16 protein-coding genes and 2 pseudogenes are annotated in these 20159 nt (G+C 42.5%); 7 read left to right on the top strand and 11 right to left on the bottom strand.

Translation table 11 applies throughout. From position 1 onward, the window contains the following. The first annotated feature begins 95 nt into the window (after positions 1-95). From G9G53_RS07110 to G9G53_RS07100, 3 genes are all read left to right on the top strand, one after another. The gene (locus G9G53_RS07110) at positions 96-848 is read left to right on the top strand and encodes an SDR family NAD(P)-dependent oxidoreductase (RefSeq protein WP_165146475.1); all 753 of its coding nucleotides are present in this window, start codon (positions 96-98) and stop codon (positions 846-848) included. A gap of 47 nt (positions 849-895) precedes the next feature. Beyond that, entirely contained in the window at positions 896-1981 is a 1086-nt protein-coding gene (locus G9G53_RS07105; RefSeq protein ID WP_165146472.1) for an alkene reductase, read from the top strand. A 104-nt stretch (positions 1982-2085) separates the two neighbouring features. Beyond that, positions 2086-3084, top strand: coding sequence for an NADP-dependent oxidoreductase (locus G9G53_RS07100; RefSeq protein WP_165146469.1), 999 nt, complete (start codon positions 2086-2088; stop codon positions 3082-3084). A 7-nt stretch (positions 3085-3091) separates the two neighbouring features. Here the strand turns inward: G9G53_RS07100 and G9G53_RS07095 are convergent, their stop codons facing one another. Next, positions 3092-4699: a mannitol dehydrogenase family protein gene (locus G9G53_RS07095; protein WP_165146466.1), complete on the bottom strand. Its 1608-nt coding sequence runs from the start codon at positions 4697-4699 to the stop codon at positions 3092-3094. After that, positions 4700-5776, bottom strand: coding sequence for a mannonate dehydratase (gene uxuA / locus G9G53_RS07090; protein WP_165146463.1), 1077 nt, complete (start codon positions 5774-5776; stop codon positions 4700-4702). Positions 5777-5935: 159 nt separating this feature from the next. Between uxuA and G9G53_RS07085 the strand changes: the two genes are divergently transcribed. The 4 genes from G9G53_RS07085 to ppsA all read left to right on the top strand — a co-directional run bounded on the left by G9G53_RS07085 (position 5936) and on the right by ppsA (position 10350). Then, the gene (locus tag G9G53_RS07085) at positions 5936-6589 is read left to right on the top strand and encodes a GntR family transcriptional regulator (protein WP_029515188.1); all 654 of its coding nucleotides are present in this window, start codon (positions 5936-5938) and stop codon (positions 6587-6589) included. Positions 6590-6639: 50 nt separating this feature from the next. Then, positions 6640-6864 carry a hypothetical protein gene (locus G9G53_RS07080; RefSeq protein ID WP_165146460.1) on the top strand — a complete coding sequence of 75 codons (225 nt, stop codon included), beginning with the start codon at positions 6640-6642 and terminating at the stop codon, positions 6862-6864. A gap of 45 nt (positions 6865-6909) precedes the next feature. Beyond that, positions 6910-7281, top strand: a complete 372-nt coding sequence (locus G9G53_RS07075) for a hypothetical protein (RefSeq protein ID WP_165146457.1) — start codon at positions 6910-6912, stop codon at positions 7279-7281. Positions 7282-7731: 450 nt separating this feature from the next. After that, complete coding sequence (gene ppsA / locus G9G53_RS07070; RefSeq protein ID WP_165146454.1) at positions 7732-10350, top strand: phosphoenolpyruvate synthase; 2619 nt, start codon at positions 7732-7734, stop codon at positions 10348-10350. Between the two features lie 411 nt (positions 10351-10761). Here the strand turns inward: ppsA and G9G53_RS07065 are convergent, their stop codons facing one another. The 9 genes and pseudogenes from G9G53_RS07065 to G9G53_RS07025 form a co-directional block, all read right to left on the bottom strand. Continuing rightward, complete coding sequence (locus G9G53_RS07065) at positions 10762-12924, bottom strand: amidase (RefSeq protein WP_165146451.1); 2163 nt, start codon at positions 12922-12924, stop codon at positions 10762-10764. Between the two features lie 848 nt (positions 12925-13772). Next, positions 13773-14075: pseudogene (locus G9G53_RS07060) on the bottom strand (tyrosine-type recombinase/integrase); the annotation flags it as partial. 135 nt (positions 14076-14210) lie between these two features. Beyond that, positions 14211-14846, bottom strand: a complete 636-nt coding sequence (gene bluB, locus G9G53_RS07055; protein WP_029515198.1) for a 5,6-dimethylbenzimidazole synthase — start codon at positions 14844-14846, stop codon at positions 14211-14213. Between the two features lie 284 nt (positions 14847-15130). Beyond that, positions 15131-15548: pseudogene (locus G9G53_RS26810) on the bottom strand (hypothetical protein); the annotation flags it as partial. Positions 15549-15915: 367 nt separating this feature from the next. Continuing rightward, on the bottom strand, positions 15916-17088 hold the full coding sequence (locus G9G53_RS07045; protein WP_238437867.1) for a MalY/PatB family protein: 1173 nt from the start codon (positions 17086-17088) through the stop codon (positions 15916-15918). After that, complete coding sequence (locus G9G53_RS07040) at positions 17078-17938, bottom strand: DUF3737 family protein (protein ID WP_165146448.1); 861 nt, start codon at positions 17936-17938, stop codon at positions 17078-17080. The genes G9G53_RS07045 and G9G53_RS07040 overlap by 11 nt, the downstream gene beginning before the upstream one ends. A gap of 148 nt (positions 17939-18086) precedes the next feature. Then, the gene (locus tag G9G53_RS07035; protein ID WP_029515203.1) at positions 18087-18482 is read right to left on the bottom strand and encodes a cupin domain-containing protein; all 396 of its coding nucleotides are present in this window, start codon (positions 18480-18482) and stop codon (positions 18087-18089) included. Positions 18483-18513: 31 nt separating this feature from the next. Beyond that, positions 18514-19260: an SDR family oxidoreductase gene (locus G9G53_RS07030; protein ID WP_029515205.1), complete on the bottom strand. Its 747-nt coding sequence runs from the start codon at positions 19258-19260 to the stop codon at positions 18514-18516. Positions 19261-19338: 78 nt separating this feature from the next. Next, the gene (locus G9G53_RS07025) at positions 19339-20091 is read right to left on the bottom strand and encodes a carboxymuconolactone decarboxylase family protein (RefSeq protein WP_029515207.1); all 753 of its coding nucleotides are present in this window, start codon (positions 20089-20091) and stop codon (positions 19339-19341) included. Between the last annotated feature and the right edge of the window lie 68 nt (positions 20092-20159).

The following is a 20159-nucleotide window of genomic DNA, read 5'->3' as shown; positions in this document are numbered from 1 at the left end:
TCTAACTGTTTTTTTACCCTAATAAGAATGTTCGTTCTAAAATCGTCTTTAAAACTTATTTACACTAATATGCATGTTATGAAGGAGAGAATATTATGAAATATACAGTCATTACAGGAGCAAGTTCAGGGATTGGATATGAAACGGCATTGGCGTTTGCTGCACGTGGCAAAAACTTAATCTTGGTAGCTAGAAGATTGGATAAATTAGAAGAACTCAAATCAGCAATTCACAATATTGACCCTAATGTAAATGTTATTGTTCATACAAGTGACCTGTCTGTTACAGATCAAGCCTACACACTATATAACGATTTAAAGGAATACCAAATTGAGACCTGGATAAACAATGCGGGACTCGGTGAAGCTTCTTTTGTAGTTGAACAGAATTTAGATAAAGTTGAAACTATGCTACGTGTTAACATTGAATCCTTGACAATCCTTTCTACACTATATGTTCGAGATTATGCTGATGAAGAAGGAACTCAGTTAATTAACGTCTCATCCGCACTCGGATATGCTATTGCTGTTGGGAGTGTTGCTTATTCTGCATCTAAATATTACGTTAGTGCCTTCACAGAAGGACTTGCAAAAGAACTAGAAATAAAAGGTGCAAAACTAATGGCAAAGGTTTTAGCACCAGCTATAACAGAAACGGAATTTGTGAAGAAATCATTAGATGCAGAAGATTTTGATTATAAAGCAAACATGCCTAAGTACCACACTGCCAAACAAATGGCGGGCTTCATGGTGGATCTTTATGACAGCAACGAAGGGATAGGGATTGTAGACCAGAACTATAATTTCAATCTCAGAGGTCAAATATATCCGATCATTTCAGAATTTTAAATTCAATTTATAGATCTGTTGAGTTTATTGAAAGAGGAGAGTATCCAATGAAAAAGTTGTGGAGTAAAACGAAGATTGGAAAAATGGAGCTGCCACATCGTTTAGCAATGACACCAATGACACGTAGCAGATCGCAAGAAGATGGCACACCAGGAGAGCTAACACCTCTTTATTATGCTCAGCGTGCATCAATGGGACTCATTATTACGGAGGGTACACAACCTTCTGATGATGGTCAAGGGTACTTATGGACACCTGGGATTTATACGGATAAACATATTGAAGGATGGAAAAAGGTTACCGATGCAGTGCACGAAGCAGGTGGATATATGTATATTCAGTTAATGCATGCTGGTCGTATGTCGCATCCTGATAATACACCACATCATCGCCAACCTGTTGCACCATCTGCAATCGCGCCTGGTGTAGAGATGTTTACTGCTAAAGGTATGCAGGAAATCCCCGTTCCCCGTGAGTTAAGTGTAGAGGACATTCAAACGACTATAGCAGATTTCCGGAAAGCAGCAGCAGCGGCTATTAAAGCAGGTGCGGATGGCGTTGAAATTCATGGAGCCAATGGTTATCTGATTAATCAATTTATCGGAGAAAACTCGAATACACGAACAGATCAATACGGGGGATCTATAGAAAATCGTGCTCGCTTTGCGATCGAATTAACAAAAGCCATCGTCGAAGAAATTGGAGCAGAAGCAACAGGCTTCCGTATTTCGCCAGGGACACCTCTAGGTGGGATCCAAGACGGAGAACAAGGTCCTGAACTTTATCGCTATCTTGTAAAGGAATTAGCTCAATTGGATCTGGCTTACCTTCATGTCATGCATCTAGGAAATGAAAAGCTGCTCCAAGACATTCGCTCAATATGGACGAATCCATTGTTAGTCAATCGTGCAGGACGGGCTCTGGAAGATCTTAGCACGGATTTAGATAGTGGCCTTGCTGATATGGTGCCCGTTGGTGTGTGGTCATTAGCCAATCCAGATTTGGTGGAACGACTTCAAAAAGGAGCGCCATTGAACGAAGCAGACCCGACAACATTTTTTGGTCTGGGGAGTAAAGGTTACACGGACTATCCGACGATACGAGAATTAGAATCGCAAGAGGGACTACAATAGCAAAAAAGTGGAACATGGCGTACAACCGTAAATTGTACGCCATGTTTTTAGCCAATAGTTTCATGGTTATGCTATCTCCAAATTAGCAAAGGAAGAGGATGAATATGAGAGCAGCACAAATACAGAAATATTCAAAAAAAATCCAAGTGGAGTTAAATGATGTTGACATGCCACAGATCAACAACCATGAGGTGCTTGTCAAAGTAAAGGCAGCAGGTGTAAATCCACTGGATATCCTAAATTTGAATGGTAGTGTTCGGATGATTGCTGACTATAAGTTGCCATTAACTTTAGGGAATGAACTATCTGGGGTTATTGAAGCTGTTGGTGATGATGTTTTGAATTTTAAGGTTGGTGACCCTGTTTATACGAGGTTGCCGCTTAATAAAATCGGTGCTTTTGCCGAGTATGCGGCCGTAAATGAAGATGCTTTATCCATCATGCCTGAAAATCTATCTTTTATTGAAGCTGCTGCTGTACCCCTTACTGCCTTGACTGCTTATCAAGCATTGCACGATGTACTCCATGTCCAGCCGAATAAAAAGCTATTCATTCCTGGAGGAACCGGAGGATTTGGAGCTATGGCAATCCCCATTGCCAAATCACTGGGGTTATTTGTTATTACAAGTGGAAGTGAAAGAGGCAGATCACGTATACTGTCGATCGGGGCTGATCAGTTCATAAATTATAAGGCAGAGAATTATGCTAACATACTGTCCGATATCGATTATGTGATCGACACCTTGGGGACCAAAGAGATCAAAGCTGAACTGGGTATTTTAAAACCACAAGGGAAATTGGTATCATTGAAAGCCGGACCTAATTATCGCTTTGCGGTTGACAATCGTTTTCCCCTGTGGAAAAAAGCATTGTTTGGTCTGGTGGGTGCTCGCTTAGATTCTTTAGCACGCAAGAATCAAAATGAATATCATTTTTTATTTGTGCAAGCCAATGGAAGTCAATTACAAGATATCACTAAACTTGTTGAACAGAAAAATATAAAGCCCTCAATAGACTCGGCTTATACGTTTGGTGACATTAACAAGGCGTTGATTAAAGTGTCGACGGGCCACTCCCAGGGCAAAGTGATTGTGACCTTCTAAGTAAGTTCTAGTTCACATACTTCTCTATCGTGCTTCGGACTGCTCCGGGACCTGCCAGCATCTCATGAAACATGGCTTCAATCTTGTCGCCCAGACCGATTTCATATAATCGGACACCGAACAGTTTGTCATCCTCGAGGAGGCAGCGAACCTCGGAGGTCTGATCGCCCAGCTTCGTATTCTGCAAATATCCCTGCAACGTATCCAGTAACGGGTCCGGACTGAGTGTGAAGGGTTCTCCTTGATCATCCACTCCCAGCAAATAGCGACACCAGATCGCAATGGTCAAGGGAATAGCAGTCAAGTTCGTAGGATCAAGCCCTGCTGTGCTAGCATAAGACTTTATGGTTTCCCCAAAACGGATGCTCATCTTTTGAGAGGTATCTGTTGCAATCCGCTGTGGCGTATCCGGAATATAGGGGTTGGCGAAGCGTTCCTGCAATACCTCGTCAATAAATGGTTTCGGTTGGATAATACCGGGATCAACTACAACAGGCAAACCTTCCTTGTAGCCGATGGTTTCCACCAGACGACGCAATGTCTGATCCTTCATTTCATCTGCAATGAGCTCATACCCAAGCAGACACCCAGCGAGGGCCAGCGCTGTATGCAGCGGATTGAGACAGGTAGTGACTTTCATCTTCTCCACTTTGTCCACCGTATCCCGATTCGTGAAGATGATGCCAGCTTCCTCCAGTGCAGGTCTCCCGTTCGTAAACTTGTCTTCAATGACCAAATACTCGCTAACCTCAGCATTGACAAAGGGAGCCGTATACGTATGCCTGGAGGTAACGATTAACTCCATGTCGGCTAACCCCAGTTCCTGAAGAGCAGACTGTACTTGCAAGGAAGGGCGGGGGGTAATTTTGTCGATCATGGTCAGGGGGAAGGTTATTTTCTCCTCATTCTGCAGATAGTCTGCAAATCCTTCCTTTACCAGGCCTCTGCGAGTCCACTCCTTGGCGATGGCAATCATACTATCCTTTAACAGATCGCCGTTATGGGAGCAATTATCCATGCTCACAAAAGTCATTGGAAGTCGCCCCTTTAGATAACGCCGATAGGCAAGCGAAGTAGCTATGCTCATCACATGCGCTGGTTGTTCAGGGCCATTCATCAAATCCCTCTCTACAACAGCCAGATACTTGCCGTCGGGCCCGGTCAGAGCGTATCCTTTTTCCGTGACAGTAAAGCTGGCCATCTGCAGGGACGGATTCTCAAATATTTCAATCAGACGGAGGTAGTCGTCTGGACGATTCTGCTCTGCCGCGATTTCCTCAACGATGCTTGCGACCACGCTCTTGTGAAATCTTCCGTCTGCACTCATCAACACCAGTAAGGTTAAATTGTCGTAAGGCTTATAGGCTTTGTCGATCATTTCAAAATCAAAGGCTTCGGCTGCAATAATACCTGTATCCGCTTTCAAGTTATTCAGTAGTTGTTGCTGCGCATTGGCTATCAACCCTCGAAAAATATTGCCTGCTCCGAAATGCACCCATTGCGGTCGAAGTCGGGTGTTATGGGCTACAAGCTCCAGATCATATTTCGGCAATTCAATACCTGCTGCTTCCCAGGCCGCCTTATCTAAAAGGCCTTTCCGGTCAAGTTGGAGCATTTATTTCACTCCTTTGCCTTGAGAGAGACTATCCCAGACACCAAGCAAGTACATAACTCCCAGTGCACGGTCATACAAACCATAGCCTGGCCGACAATTCTTTTCTTCCCCCCATAGATGTCTGCCGTGATCTGGACGTACATATCCCTGATAGCCGTTCTCATGATAAGCTCTAACTATTTCCGGTACATCGACGCTTCCGTCCTTCCCGCGATGTGACACTTCAATAAAGTCTCCATTCTCAAACGCCTTGACATTACGAATATGCGCAAAATGAATACGATCATGAAACTCCCGAATCATGGCTGGCAAATCATTCTCAGGATTGCTTCCCAGTGAGCCTGTGCAGAAGGTTAGACCATTATATGGACTGCTCACTGCGTCTAGGATGCGCCGGATGGTCTCACGACTCCGGACAATTCTCGGCAATCCGAAGATGGGCCATGCTGGATCATCAGGATGAATGGCCATCTTGATGTCAGACTCCTCGCAGACCGGGATGATGCGCTCAAGAAAATACTTTAGGTTGTCAAACAACTTGTCTTCTGTGACATCCGCATAAGCAGCAAAAAGTTCATCCAGTCTCGCCAACCGTTCCGGTTCCCAGCCAGGCATGGTGAACTTCCCAGCTCCCTTGAGAATCCGATCCACCATTTGGCGGGGATCATCAGTAATGGCAGCCTTTTCATAAAAGAGGGCATTGGACCCGTCAGGCAGTTCCTTGTACAGCTCTGTTCTGGTCCAGTCAAAGACAGGCATAAAGTTATAGCAAATCACCTTAACTCCCACTTTGGCTAATTTTCGAATGGTGTCGATATAAATGTCAATATATTGATCGCGGGATGGTAGGCCGATTTTGATATCATCGTGGACATTTACACTTTCTACGACCGCCGAACTAAAGCCCTTGCTCGTAATCTGATCAGCTACCTCCTGAATTCGCTCCATTTCCCATACTTCACCAGCTACCTTATCATGTAAAGACCAGACAATGCCCATAACTCCAGGAATTTGCCGGATATGGTCCAGCGTAATATTGTCGTTGCCTTCTCCATACCATCTCCAGGTCATATTCATAACGATACCTCCCTGATTATATTTCGTCTGTCTTGTATACAAGATTGAGTTGATCATAAATTATAGGGTTTGTTCTTGTCAATGATAATTATAAAGGGATTTATCACCTCAAAATGCTTTATAATAGTTCTAGATTTATAAAGTGAAGGTAGGAATGAAATGTTGACGAAAGAAGAAATCAAGCAGCTTTTGAAAAATGATATTTTGTCACTGACTTTAAAGCCGGGTACTCTACTGAGTGAGACGACTTTGTCAGAACGCTTCCAGCTGTCCAGAACTCCGCTACGCGATGTATTAAAGTGGCTTGCGCTCGAGTCCTACATTGATATTTATCCCAAGAAGGGGAACATTGTGTCCTATATTGATCTGGAGTCCGTTGAGCAAATTATTTACTTAAGAAGCGCATTGGAAAAGGAGATTATGAAGGAGCTTTCTTCGCAAATTACATTAAGCGATGTGCAGGAGCTGAGCGATATTCTGGACAGACAGAGAGCTGTGATCGAAGAAGATCATGCGACGGATCAATTTCTCAGTTTGGATGATCAGTTCCACCAAACCATGTTCCAATTGGTGGGGCGGGAGTTTCTTTGGCAGCTCATTCAGCAGTCAAATGTTCACTATATCAGATATCGCAAGCTGCATATGCTGGAAACAGGGAAGCTGATGGGCATCTGGCATGAGCACCAAGCTATGCTTGAATACATGCTGAATAAGGAAACAACCAAAATGGATGATCTGGTTCATCATCATCTTAGAGAGGATATCCATTCGCTCGATTTTCTTCGGAAGTTCGCTGATTATATCAAGAAATAAGGCGGCTAGCTTAAATTAACTTGTATGAATATTGAGGAAGTGGGGGAGTCATGGAGGCTGTTCTACGAGTTGGATATATCGGTGAAAGAGCGAGTAAGAAATGCGAGACTGCAGCAAAATTTATGGGCGGAAACGAGCTGGCCTTTGTCATTCCGTTTTTGCTCGTGAGTATTGTTATTTACCGTCAGGCGGTGGCCAAACTGGAGGAATTCTCACAGGAGTTTTCAGACTTGTATACATGTCAATTGAAAAAATACTGTATTTCTATGATTTAAGTGAAAAATGCCAGACCAATTCTAGATTATAAAGGGGGTAACCGTATGTGTAGATATGCAATATGCGGCCCATATAAAGATATCTTTGCCTGCTTTACCTGCAGGAAAGTATATAAGCAGACATCACGGTTTGAAATGCCGAAGGATGAATATGAACGGATTGTCCATGTCTGTCCGCAATGCCAGGCATCCATGCATGACATGGGTCATGATTTTCAGGCCCCGAAGCAAACGGATATCAAACAGTGGAAAAAGGTAGAGCTACTATATCAACAAGGATACACTTACCACTCCTGCGGCTGTGGTGGCCCCGGGTACAGACCCTCTCGGCTGCTAGAGGTGCCTGGATTTCTGGAAACACAGCGAACGTTTGAGAATAAGGGAGAGGCGCTGCTGTACCGGCTTTTGCAAAGCTAGAACAAACGTAAGTGAAAGTAAATTTGGCAAAGGGAACAAACGTATTTTGAAGCGTATCCAACAATTCGAAGAAGTCTACTCGTGGACAGGTTTTCTATCGGAATTTGTTTGATCGAGCAAAGCAGGTGTTGTAAGGTAGATCGACTTGGAATGAGATAATATTCTATGTCATGCAGCACCTGTCGGGTAATAAGAATTTCATCCCATTCATTGCTGCGAAATCGCGGCTTTTTTTATTTTAAGAAGTGATAGCGGAAATCAAAAAAGAACCTGGATAGTTTTATCAGGTTCTTTTATATTGCATATAAAACAGACACGATGATATAATCAGATTATCTTTTATAAAGATGTAGTAGACATAAATAACACATCTTACAATTAAATCTTACCATGCCGCTAAACTCTTGTCAAATGTTTTTTTCTCAATTTAATGGTTAGGAGAGATGTTGAATGAATTCACTGGTTCTCGATTTTCAAGAAATGGATAACACTCAGCTTTTGCTTGTTGGTGGAAAAGGGCTACACTTAGGGGCATTAACCAAAATGGAAGGAATACAAGTGCCAGAAGGGTTTTGTGTTACAACAGTGGGATATCAAAAAGCCATCGAACAAAACGAAATGATTCATGCTTTGTTGGATCGGCTAACTACGCTTAAAGTAGAAGATCGAGAACAAATTTATGAAATCAGCAAGAAGATTCGACAGGCCATTATGGAAGTAGCCATTCCTTCCGATGTTGTGAAAGCAGTTGCTCACTATCTCTCCCAGTTTGGCGATGAATATGCTTATGCCGTGCGTTCTAGTGCGACCGCTGAGGATTTGCTGCATGCTTCTTTTGCTGGTCAACAAGACACTTATTTAAATATTATCGGCAAAGAATCCATCTTGGAGCATATCCGCAAATGTTGGGCTTCTTTATTTACGGAACGCGCGGTAATTTACCGAATGCAGAATGGATTTGATCACAGCCAAGTTTATTTATCTGTTATCGTTCAAAGAATGGTGTTCCCACAGGCTTCAGGGATTTTATTTACCGCTGATCCCATCACTTGCAACCGAAAGCTGCTCTCTATCGAAGCCAGTTTCGGACTTGGAGAAGCACTGGTCTCTGGCTTAGTCTCTGCCGATTGTTATCAAGTACAGGAAGGGGAAATCGTCGATAAGAGGATAGCAACCAAAAAATTGGCTATCTATGGACGAAGAGAAGGCGGAACAGAGACTCAGCAAATCGATCTCGATCAGCAAAGGACTCAAACCCTTACGGAACAACAAATTTTACAACTGGCACACATTGGAAGACAGATCGAAGAACACTTCGGCTGCCCCCAAGACATCGAATGGTGTTTGGCTGATGATACATTTTATATTGTCCAGAGCCGGCCGATCACCACTTTATATCCCATTCCTGAAGCAAATGACCAGGAGAATCACGTGTATGTATCTGTCGGTCATCAACAAATGATGACTGATCCTATTAAACCACTGGGGATATCTGTTTGGATATTAACAGGTGCCACGCCCATGTTTAGAACTGGTGGCGGAAGGCTGTTTGTGGATATCACGATGGGCCTGGCTTCACCGGCTGGCAGGCAAAATTTATTGGATGTTCTAGGGCACTCCGACCCGCTCATAAAAGACGCGCTTATTACCATCATAGAGCGGGGAGATTTTATAAAATCGGACCCATATGACACAAGCGAACCGGGCCCCGTTAAAAGCCATAAGGGTATGTCGTCTGCGGATATTCTGGAAGAAGCAGGAAACGACCCGGAAATTGTTGCTGTTTTGATTAAGAGTAGTGAGACATCGTTATCAGCATTAAAACATAATATCCAAACGAAATCAGGATTGGATGTATTTGATTGTATCCTGGAAGATATGCAGCAACGGAGGCAGCGAGCGTCAGAACTGAAAAATTTGAATGTGATTATGGCCGCCATGCATGCTTCAGCATGGATCAATGAAAAAATGAATGAATGGTTAGGTGAAAAAAACGTAGCAGACACACTTTCCCTATCTGTACCTAACAACGTCACTTCGGAAATGGGTATGGAGCTACTGGATGTTGCAGATGTGATTCGTCCCTATCCGGAAATAATTGAGTATTTACAACAGGTAAAGGATGATAACTTTTTGGATGAACTGGTTCAATTCGAAGGTGGGCAGCAGGTGCGTGATGCTATTGCTGTTTATCTCGACAAATATGGAATGCGATGTGCCGGGGAGATCGATATTACAAGAACACGCTGGAGTGAAAAACCAAGTACACTGGTACCTATGATCCTCAGTAACATCAAAAACCTTGATCCTGGTGCCAGTAAACGAAAGTTTGAGCAAGGGCGACAGGAAGCTTTGAACAAAGAACAGGACTTATTAGCCCGATTGAAACAATTACCGGGTGGTGAACAAAAAGCCGAAGAGACAAAACAAATGATCGACCTGATCCGGAACTTCATCGGTTATCGTGAATATCCGAAATACGACATTGTTAGTCGCTATTTTATTTATAAACAGGCTTTACTAAAGGAAGCGGAACGACTCGTACAAGCCAACGTTCTTCATGAAAAAGAAGATATTTACTATCTCGCTTTTGAAGAATTGCAGGAAACCATACGCACAAATAAACTGGATTACCAGGTCATCGACAAACGAAAAGATGAGTACAGATTATATGAAAAACTAACTCCGCCACGTGTTATCACGTCTGATGGCGAAATCATTACGGGTCAGTACAAACGAGAAAATATCCCTGCCGAAGCTATTGTAGGCCTCGCTGTTTCTTCGGGTATTGTAGAGGGGCGGGCACGTGTGATCCTGAATATAGAAGGGGCTGATCTGGAAGATGGCGATATACTAGTCACCGCCTTTACCGATCCTAGCTGGACTCCATTGTTTTTATCCATAAAAGGCTTGGTTACGGAGGTGGGTGGACTGATGACCCATGGAGCCGTTATCGCACGTGAATATGGCTTGCCAGCCGTTGTCGGAGTGGAGAATGCGACCAAACTGATAAAAGATGGGCAACGAATTCGCGTGCATGGAACCGAAGGGTATATCGAAATATTGTAATGGCTGAATACGCTAAGTAATAGCCTCTGTCATAATGGACGGTATTAAATGCAACCTGTCATGGATAAAAGGGCGATTATCCTATCGTCCTTTTATCCATGACACAAAGTACCCCCCAAAAATATCAACTGATTTTAATTTTTGGGGGGAATAATTTAAGAACTTATTTATTTGATGATCGAAAAAACACATTATTTAATGTGTAACAATAATCAGGAACCTTTAGGAGTTATCAATGGTTTCCCTTGCTGCGATCAACACAATGATTTATACATAGCTGATCCGATCTAAATCTCTTGTGCTGCTGTGTGATTATTTATGATCATCTAATTTATGCGTGCATGCAGAGGAAGACACACCGAAGTGTTTTTATTCAACAAAATCCAAAAGTGATTTCTATGATGTCCTACGTTATTGGGGTAAAGTGACAGACTTGACTTGAGCAGAGGTATTTCCGTAAATATCTTTAGCCAGCACGAGAATATGCAGCGTATCGCCCTGGGAGGCACCATCCTGTTTATATTTAGTAGTTGGAAGCGTTGCTGACCAATTGGTTTTATCTTCTGTAATAACGACACGAATGCCATTGACATAAACTTTAAGCTGTGCGATATCGCTTTGATCTGTGACTGAACCTTCCAAAGCGAGAACATCATCCGTGATTGAAGCATTCAACTTAAGTTCAGGGGTTCCTGTTTCCTTGCGTTTAGAGGGTGGGAGAGAAGTTTGCGGGTTATAGGAAAACGTTTCATCCTCAAGAGCTGGCGTGCGTGCTGCAATAGGACGGTTTTTGGTAGCCTGCTCATAGGAATAAGCGTAACGAAGCAGGTCGTTATCGCTGTATGCGGCACCTGCCATTGTCAGATTAACGGGCATTCCGGTATCCTTCATAGCGCCCATACTCACAGACACACTTGGGATCCCGTACTCGCGTAGAATAAAATTCGTATTGGAGAAATAGTTGCCATTCTCCCAAGCCTCCTCATAGGATGTTTCATTCACATCGGAGTCAGCTTTACCGATATTCGAATTTGCCGGGAATACAATAAAATCAAGGTTGTTTTGCTTCATCCAATTTTCAAAATCAATCTTTCGTACATTTTCAAGCCCCCGTAGTCCTTCTTGAAACTGAGGAATTTGTTCGTAAGGGGTGACGCCTTTCTTTATGGTTTCAATAAATATGTCATAGTGGCCAAGGTCTCTGCCACGTTTGGCATCTACCGAACCGGGTGGATTCGGGAAGACGGTTGCAGGGTCTATATTAGCCCATGACGGGAAATTCGGATCGTCCACACTTTTAAGGAATTCCTCAGCTGCATAGGGATTAAGCAGCCCGAATTCCTTTTCAGCCCACTTTGCCGGCATTAAACCACGTTCTTCAGGTGTTTTCGCTGTTGCCCGGTCCTTCTCGCTGTTGGCCTGCAAGGGGAAGTCAACTTCCACAACCTCAGCTCCAAGAGCAGTTAAATCCTTTACAGCTTTTTCCCATAATGCCTGTATCGAAGGTCTGAATTTGATCGGAGTTGAGGTTTCATGGTCCTTACCGATATAGATTTTCGGAACGCCAATGCGTTTGCCTTGCAAAGCTTGAATATCTCGTAGTTCTAAATAGGATTTGGGACGGACACTGTTGACAGAAGGGAGCCGAACGGCTTTCTGTTCTCGCCAGAAATCACCCTTGGTGATCTTATCTTCTACAACGATCACGTCAAGCAAGCGGAGCATGTCCTCGATAGTCCTCGTATGTGGCACAACGACATCCCGTATAGGGAAGAGCGGCCAATTCCCCCGAATGGAGATTAGCCCTCGCGATGGCGTGTAGGCAATTAAACCATTGTTCGATGCTGGTGATCTTCCAGAGGATACCGTTTCTTCCCCCATGCCGAAGGCAGCGAGGTTGGCGGCTGTTGATACACCAGATCCGTTTGAGGAGCCGGAGTACCAGGCTGCAGCCAAATAATTTGGATTGTACGGACTTTCAGCACGGCCATAAACACCTCTTTGCATTCCCCCTGCTGCCATTGGTGGCATGTTGGTTTTACCAATGAGCACCCCACCGGATTTACGTATCTTCTCTACTGTAAAGGCATCCTCCTTTGCCATCAAGTTTTTGAAAGCCGGAGATCCAGAAGCGACAGTGAGTCCCTTAACCTTGTAACTGTCTTTAACCGTGTAGGGGATGCCTTGCAGAGGCCCGGTCTTAATACCTTGTGCCCTTAGTTGATCAGCCTGAGCAGCTTCTTTTAGTACGTCGGGGTTCAGAACAGGGATGGAATTCAGTCGAATGCCACTAGAATCATAGGCATATACCCGGTTAAGGTACAGGGCGGTGAGCTCGACACTTGACAGTGCTCCTGACTTCATCGCTTCCTGCATTTGAGCAATCGTAGCCTCTTGCAATTGAAATGTGACTAGAGAGGAGGCGGGGTCACTAGTTTTACTAGAGGATGAGGGTGAAGGAGCGGCGGATGCAAGCGGGCATCCCGTGAAAGTTAAAATCATACCAACTGCAATCCATTTGCAATAGTTGCTGACTACATTCCTTGTATTCGCTTTTAGCGTTCGTGCGTACATAGCATTTCACTCCTTAAAATTAGGTAGTATCAGGAATTTAAAAAGAGGGGGATGAGAAAGGCACTTTTATAGCATAAATGTTTCTAATTATACTACTAATTTTCATGTAGAATGTCAATTTTTGTAATGCGCAATACAAGGAAATTCGCTACTTTTAAGTGTGAAATCTAGTAATCCATGATTCAGATTGTTGCATCATCGCTGATTCAAGTTTTGAAATGAAAACGACACCGTTTTGGTGCCGTTTTTTCGCGGGAGGAGGCAATAGAGGCTTAATTCTTACGTTTTAATTTATGACTTGATTCCTTTTTAACAGCTCCCATAATTGATCAGCCACATCATTTGGCGATTGAGGCATGTTATTCAGAATCCACCATTGCTTCAGAAACAAGTAAGGTTGAACGTTTGGTATAGGAATAGGTTAAAAACCGATTGGACATAATTAAATGTGTTGGTGAACGGTTCTGGAAGGAAATATATGCGTACATATCATGACATTTTAATTCCTGCACCAATGAATAAAGAAGTAATTTTAGTAGGTAACTTTGTGTCAATGTACAACAGAAGTCTACATTATCTATATTTACATATGTACAAAATACGGGTTTTGTGAACATGTATAAAGAAAACCGTATAACAGCTTGGCTTTAGCTTGGCTTTAGCGTGTTGTTGTACATTTGTACATTGACACAAAGTTCCTTACTTAAGCAGTTTAATCGGAATTTTGAGTAACTTAGTTTTTTTCTCCAAGCGAATGAGGTGATTTTTTTATTATCAAACTAAGTAGGAAACTTTGTGTCACTTATTTGACGAGCCCTACATTACTTATCCATATTATTAACCGCATTTCACATTTCTTCATCTGTTAAATGTGTATAGATCATGATTGTTTGTATTGAGGAATGTCCTAATTGGTTCTTCAATCTAGGCACATCATTGCTCTCTAAGTGGTAACGCGTTGCAAATGAATGTCTTAGAGAATGCACGATTAATGCTGGTTTTCCAAAAGCTGAAGCATACTTTTCAATTAGTTTTTCAATGGATCGCTGAGTTAAACGTCGGCTTTTTCCTTTACGACCTATGGGAGCTGCAATAAACAAAAAGCTTTCATTTTTTTCTGGGATATATCTGGATTCTCTAATCTGCAGATAAGTAACTCAAAGTTCGCATAATTTTGTAATCTCGAATAAATTTATCTTTTTCATTTGTCCTTGCTTAATGATGCTTATGAAACAATCGTTTCTGTGAGCATCATATCCAAAAAGGGAAATTAACTTATATTTCAATCATTCCCAAGAATTATGGTGTATTAGATTATTTAGATTACGACGTCTCTCCCAATTCACTTGCTCTAGGATTGGTTTTGTAGGATAAAAATCCGTATAACCTAATGAAACCAAAGCAATAGGATCAATATGTGGTGGAATATTTAGTATTTCCCGTACGTCTGTTTTCTTGTAAAAACTCACCCATCCCATAGCTATTCCTTCTGCATAAGACGCCAACCACATATTTTGGATACAACAGGCGACGGATAGAATATCTGTTTCAGGAATTGAATTTCGCCCAATTACATGTCCCCCACCTCTAGTTGGATCACATGTAATACAGATCGTTATAGGTGCTTCCCTTATACCCTCTAATTTTAACGAGAGAAATCTTGTCTTTTTTTCATCTTCATAGTGTATGGACAAGGCCTGTATTTCTTTATGACATGCATACGCCAATCGTTCTTTAACTTCTTGAGAGTCAATTACAATAAAATCCCAAGGTTGCATAAAACCAACGGAAGGTGCATGATGACCAGCCATTAATATGTTGTTTAACTTATCTTTGGATATGGGTTTTCCATTAAATGATCGAATATCTCTCCTTTCAAAAATGGCTTTAAATATTCCTTTTCTTTCATTATCATTTAACAATTTAATTCCTCCCTTAAAACAAAAATCCCCAGAATGCGCCAGTACTCAGATTATTATGACAGGGTTTCAGGTTCAAGTTTACATTGAAGTTGGTATTTTATGATATAACTCTTATGCTTGAAATCAACATTATCTCTTGCAGTTCATTATCAATCCATAGTCTAAACTGCCTGACCCTCAAAACAACGAACTACGATCACAAAATTATAAACTTTTCACAGACTGACTCAATTGAACAACCCCACATAAACTATCTGGGACTTCAAAGTCCGGCTTATCTAAAGATAAGGCTTTAACTTATCAATTGCGACTTGGAACAAATCATCCGGCAGCAGTTTATAGATATTGCCATCGATCACGTACATCTGCGTTGTCTTCCTGCGCTGACCAATAATTAAAATAGCCGAATAGTCGTTTTTCTTCCCGGCTTTGATAGCTGATCCAATGTACTTGGCAAGTTCCATTTCCTCAAACTCAGGCAACCTGTCCCAATACATGAGATTCTAAAATATGTATTCATCGCTTGCTGCACATCAAATAATAATAGTCCAAATACTCGCTCCATATAATCAGCGATTCTGCAAATACCTTGGCATTGTCAAGAACTCTTTCTATATAGGTCACAAAATCTGGTTGTAGTGCTTCTCCAAGTGCCACAGCTTTTGCTGCAATGACATTCATAAGTGGGCTCCCCTTGTATCCCTGGGATCAACACCATAAGAAACAAAATTATAAAAAAGTTATAGGAAACCATTATGATATCGCTTTGGGACTGCAAACCGGCAGCGGTAAGACTCTAGTTAGAAAGGTAACCCCAAGAAAGAGATTTTCGAAACAGTTACGAGTTCGCTGGCATTGGCGGCATCCAGATAATCCGCCCCCAATGCCAGAATTAGATTGTATTGTTCCTCACGCGACGCTTTGCCCTCTCAATGCACAGTCGGCCGTGGACAGTGGCTCCACTTTTGTGAACACGACAAAATCGGCGTCAACTTCATTAAGTGATCGTGCAACTTTATCCCAAATTCCCATTCATTTCGTGGAGGAGTGTCCGGTAACCATTATTGAATCAATCATTCACTCTTTGATATGCCTGAATCCCAATCTTCAAGCGCTGCAATCCATCAACTAGTCGTTTTTTAGGGCAGGCGTAGTTCAATCGAATGAAATCGTATCCATTGCCGCCATAAATGGCGCCCTCCGTGACATACAGCCCCGTTTCTTTCCTTATGAATTTACACAGTTGACTTACATTAGAAGTTATGTTCTGGCAATCGATCCAAGCCAAATAAGTCGCTTCCGAATGGATAATTTGGAGCTGCGAAAGTTTACTAGCCAAATAATGTTCGAGATATTGCTTGTTCGCCATGAGATATTCCAATAAGGCTTGCAGCCAGGGTTCGCCTTCCGTAAAGGCAGAGATTGCTGCTTCAATCGCAAAAAAGTTAGGTTCGGCCACTTCATCGGTGTTAATGCCACGGTGTACAAGTTTACGAATCTTCGAATTCGGCACGATAATACTTGAAGTTTGAATTCCCGCAAGATTGAAAGTTTTCGTCGGCGCCACACAGGTGATGCAATTTTGGGCGATCTCTTCCGATATTGAAGCGAAAGGAATGTATGGGTGGCCTGGGTGTGTTAAATCGCAGTGAATTTCATCGGAAAGGATAAGGACCTGATGCTTGACGCAGAGCGTGCCGAGTTTCTCAAGAATTTGTTTGTCCCACACTTTGCCTATGGGGTTATGCGGATTGCAGAAAATCATAAGCGTTGTGTCAGAATCGGCTAGCTTTTTCTCCACATCGTCAAATTCGATCGAATATCCATTGTCTTTGTAAATCAACTCACTTACTAGAACTTCTCGTTGATTGTTCTTTATGGAGTTGTAGAAAATGTTATAGACAGGCGCAAGCACTAGCACTTTGTCACCGGCTTTGGTCATTTTGCGTACGATAGATGATATTGCCGGCACTACCCCCGTGCAAAACATAATCCATTCTTTTTGGATCTGATATTGATGTCTCTTTTCCCACCAATGGGCAACCGCATTATAATAAGTATCTGGTATCGAGGTATATCCATAAATATGATGGTCTAATCTCTTTTGCAGAGCATCGACTACAGCAGGCGAAGTCTCAAAATCCATATCCGCCACCCACATCGGCAGCTCTTCTGGTTCAACATCCCATTTATAAGAGTTAGTGGCCAAACGGTTCGTCATTTCATCAAAATTAAAGGACAAATCGATCACCTGCTATATCCAGCTCATATCGGGTGTAGGCAGCGTTGATTTCTTCGTCATTGATGATGATTTCGCCGATATCCTTTGCTTTGATTTTCCCTGAGATTGGATTTTTCACGCTATCAATTGAGGTCTTGGTTTCCACATCAATGGTTGAATATTCGAATGCCAAGTCGGTATTCAGAATCGTTCCGTTCTCGATTACGAGACGGTCCATGTAGCACATTCCCTGATTGCTTTCGATAGTACAGTTGATAAAGGAGATGTTTTTCGAATTCCAGCCTAAATATTCTCCGATGATCAATGAATCATAGACGGTGACATTCTCGCAATTCCAGAAGGCGTCCTTTGAAATAATCTTCGCATTGCGAATCTCCATATCCTTAGCTCCGTCGAATGCGTAGTTCCCCGCTAATGTGAAATTGTCGATATTGATATTTGCACTATTCATTCCAAAGTAATCACCTTTTGCGGTCACATGATGCAAGTGAATATCTTCGCAATTCCATAAGGTTTCTTGCGCGTTGGGCAGATCGACATACGTCAGTCGGATTCCGCTCGAACGCCGAAATGTCTTTGGCGCCTCTATTACGCTGTCACTGATGACAATTTGATGTGTACACCATATTCCCGATCGGGCCATATCAAGGAAAGTGCTACGATTAACACGAATATTATTGCAATACCACAAGGGATACTTCCATTTAAAAATGCTATTATCGATAGTAATATCGTTGCTTTCCTTCAGGGGGGACTCGCCATCTGCAAAAATGGAATTAGTGACCATGAGGTTCTTTCTCTTGAAAAGTGCTCGTTCTCCGGTAAGCATTTGTTGATCGATCGTTTGCATAATACTGTCTCCAATCGCTCAGTACTAGCTTCAAATCTTCTCTGACCCCATAATTCACAGAATAGCAACAGAGGGTTTCAGATTTATTAGAAGCTTCTATATAAACGGCAGCATCGACGGCTGCCGTTTATATGTGTTAATTCATTTATTATAGCTTAATATATACTTCATCCAGTACGGGTTCTAACCAATCTGTTTGTCCTGGTGTAAGAGCTAAGTGAACAAACCAGCTGTCCTTTGTAGCCCCATGCCAATGTTTAATGAACGCTGGAATGTTTACCACATCGCCTGTTTTGAGTAATTGAGCTGGCCTTCCTTCTTCTTGATACCACCCCTCACCGCCAGTAACTAACAACACTTGCCCAGTGTGATGAGAGTGCCAGTTGTTGCGGGCACCGGGAGCAAAGGTTACATTCCCGATTGCTGTATTGAGTGGTGCTGGATCGGTAAACACCATTTGTAAGTACGCGTCTCCGATAAAGTTTTTTTCGACTTTTTGACCCAATGGGAAGAGTGTGCTATGGCTTAAGTGCTCGTTCTTCATTTTTCATCTCTACTTTCTTATATTTTTAACGTTATCCAACTTGAGCTGTTGGTCGAATGATCATCTCATTAATGCCCACATCCGATGGTTGCTCGATGGCAAAGGCAATGGCACGTGCGATGCTGTCTGCATCGATTGCTATCTTGTAAAAATCATCTAAGCCCGCTTTCATTGCCGGATCAGTTGTCGTCTCCAGCAGTTCGCTGGTCACAGCCCCCGGCGAAATATTGGTCACACGAATATTTGTACCACTCATCGCTTCTTCTTGACGCAAGCCTTCAGAGATTGCTCTTACGGCATGTTTGGTACCACAATAAACTGTCCCGCCTGGGTAGATGTTGTGTCCAGCCACGGATGAAAGGTTAATAATATGACCTGATTTCCGTTCTCTCATAGATGGAAGGACTGCCCCGATTGCGTACAATACCCCTTTGATATTGACATCGATCATTCGGTCCCATTCATCAACCTTTTTCAAAGCAAGAAAAGCCTGCGGCATGATTCCAGCATTATTGACTAAAACATCGATTTTTCCAAACTTGTTAAGCGCATATGCAGCAAGATCTTCCATTTGTTGGTGTAAACTTACATCCGTCACCTTATACACAGCTTCTCCACCGCTTTGTTCAATTTCATCTTGTAGTTTCTTTAACCGGTCTTCGCGGCGAGCGGCAAGAACCAATTTTGCACCTTTAGATGCCAGTTCTTTTGCAGCTGCTTCTCCAATACCGCTGGACGCTCCTGTAATAATAACTACTTTCTCTTGAATATTTGACATTTTAGATAAACACCCTTTCTTAATTTTAGGTATACTTTCATTTATAAAAAAATCTATTTTTTCGCTTAATTTCTCCTGCTATTCTGGAATGATTTCATTCACACAACTCAAAGCATTTAATGTTCTCGGAAAACCCATATAAGGAAGGCAATGAGTGATGGCAGTGATCATGATATCCTTGTCATTGCCTACATTCAGGTTGCCTTGCACATGTGCCTTGACTTGACTTTCACAACCGCCGAGACTACTCACGATACAGAGGGTCAGCAACTCCCGTGTTTTCAGATCAAGGCCTCCACGAGTATAGAAGTCACCAAAACAGAAGGCAGAAAGATAGTCTTGTATATGCTTTTGATTGTATGGAACATTCCCCCTGTTCTTTTCAATGATATCGCCAAAGATCTCTACCTGCACTGCAAGGCCTTTGTCTATCCGATTCTCTTCTTCAACCTGCTTTTGGCTTTCGAGAGGTAACTCGATATTTCTGGACTGGAAAACCTCATTAATCTCCGCGATGGCATTTAGCGTTTTAGGGAATCCTAAATAAGGCGCGCATTGGTAAATGGCCTCTTTGATTTCTACCGGTGTCAGCCCAACGTTGAGTGCAGCATGAGCATGTGCCTTGAGCTGAGGTAACGTTTGGTTCGTTACAAGCACCACCAGAGTGATAAGCTCACGTTGTTTATCGTCCAACTTACCTTGATAAAAAACTTCCCCAAAAATAAAACGGCTCAGGATGTCCTGAAAATCAGGATCAGTAGCGTATGCCGCTGGCACTGCATTATGGAATAGCTTTTTAAACGTTTCTTGGCTCTTTTCAATTCGATTCATAACTATGCCTCCTGCTTGTTTTTTTGCGGATGAGTAAGCCTGCCGAAAGAATGACGATAATTGCGACG

Source organism: Paenibacillus sp. EKM206P, from assembly GCF_011066155.1.
GTDB lineage: Bacteria > Bacillota > Bacilli > Paenibacillales > Paenibacillaceae > Paenibacillus > Paenibacillus polymyxa_D.
Note: the sequence above shows the minus strand (reverse complement) of the source record. Positions and strands in the feature narration are given on the sequence as shown.

What these genes read in the sequence shown, in the direction of transcription:
- ppsA (WP_165146454.1), top strand. Translation starts at nt 7,732, where the DNA reads ATGAATTCACTGGTTCTCGATTTTCAAGAAATGGATAACACTCAGCTT.
- G9G53_RS07030 (WP_029515205.1), bottom strand. Translation starts at nt 19,260, where the DNA reads ATGTCAAATATTCAAGAGAAAGTAGTTATTATTACAGGAGCGTCCAGC.
- G9G53_RS07110 (WP_165146475.1), top strand. Translation starts at nt 96, where the DNA reads ATGAAATATACAGTCATTACAGGAGCAAGTTCAGGGATTGGATATGAA.
- G9G53_RS07100 (WP_165146469.1), top strand. Translation starts at nt 2,086, where the DNA reads ATGAGAGCAGCACAAATACAGAAATATTCAAAAAAAATCCAAGTGGAG.
- G9G53_RS07105 (WP_165146472.1), top strand. Translation starts at nt 896, where the DNA reads ATGAAAAAGTTGTGGAGTAAAACGAAGATTGGAAAAATGGAGCTGCCA.
- G9G53_RS07040 (WP_165146448.1), bottom strand. Translation starts at nt 17,938, where the DNA reads ATGCAAACGATCGATCAACAAATGCTTACCGGAGAACGAGCACTTTTC.
- uxuA (WP_165146463.1), bottom strand. Translation starts at nt 5,776, where the DNA reads ATGAATATGACCTGGAGATGGTATGGAGAAGGCAACGACAATATTACG.
- G9G53_RS07035 (WP_029515203.1), bottom strand. Translation starts at nt 18,482, where the DNA reads ATGAAGAACGAGCACTTAAGCCATAGCACACTCTTCCCATTGGGTCAA.
- G9G53_RS07080 (WP_165146460.1), top strand. Translation starts at nt 6,640, where the DNA reads ATGGAGGCTGTTCTACGAGTTGGATATATCGGTGAAAGAGCGAGTAAG.
- G9G53_RS07025 (WP_029515207.1), bottom strand. Translation starts at nt 20,091, where the DNA reads ATGAATCGAATTGAAAAGAGCCAAGAAACGTTTAAAAAGCTATTCCAT.
- G9G53_RS07095 (WP_165146466.1), bottom strand. Translation starts at nt 4,699, where the DNA reads ATGCTCCAACTTGACCGGAAAGGCCTTTTAGATAAGGCGGCCTGGGAA.
- G9G53_RS07065 (WP_165146451.1), bottom strand. Translation starts at nt 12,924, where the DNA reads ATGTACGCACGAACGCTAAAAGCGAATACAAGGAATGTAGTCAGCAAC.
- G9G53_RS07075 (WP_165146457.1), top strand. Translation starts at nt 6,910, where the DNA reads ATGTGTAGATATGCAATATGCGGCCCATATAAAGATATCTTTGCCTGC.
- G9G53_RS07085 (WP_029515188.1), top strand. Translation starts at nt 5,936, where the DNA reads ATGTTGACGAAAGAAGAAATCAAGCAGCTTTTGAAAAATGATATTTTG.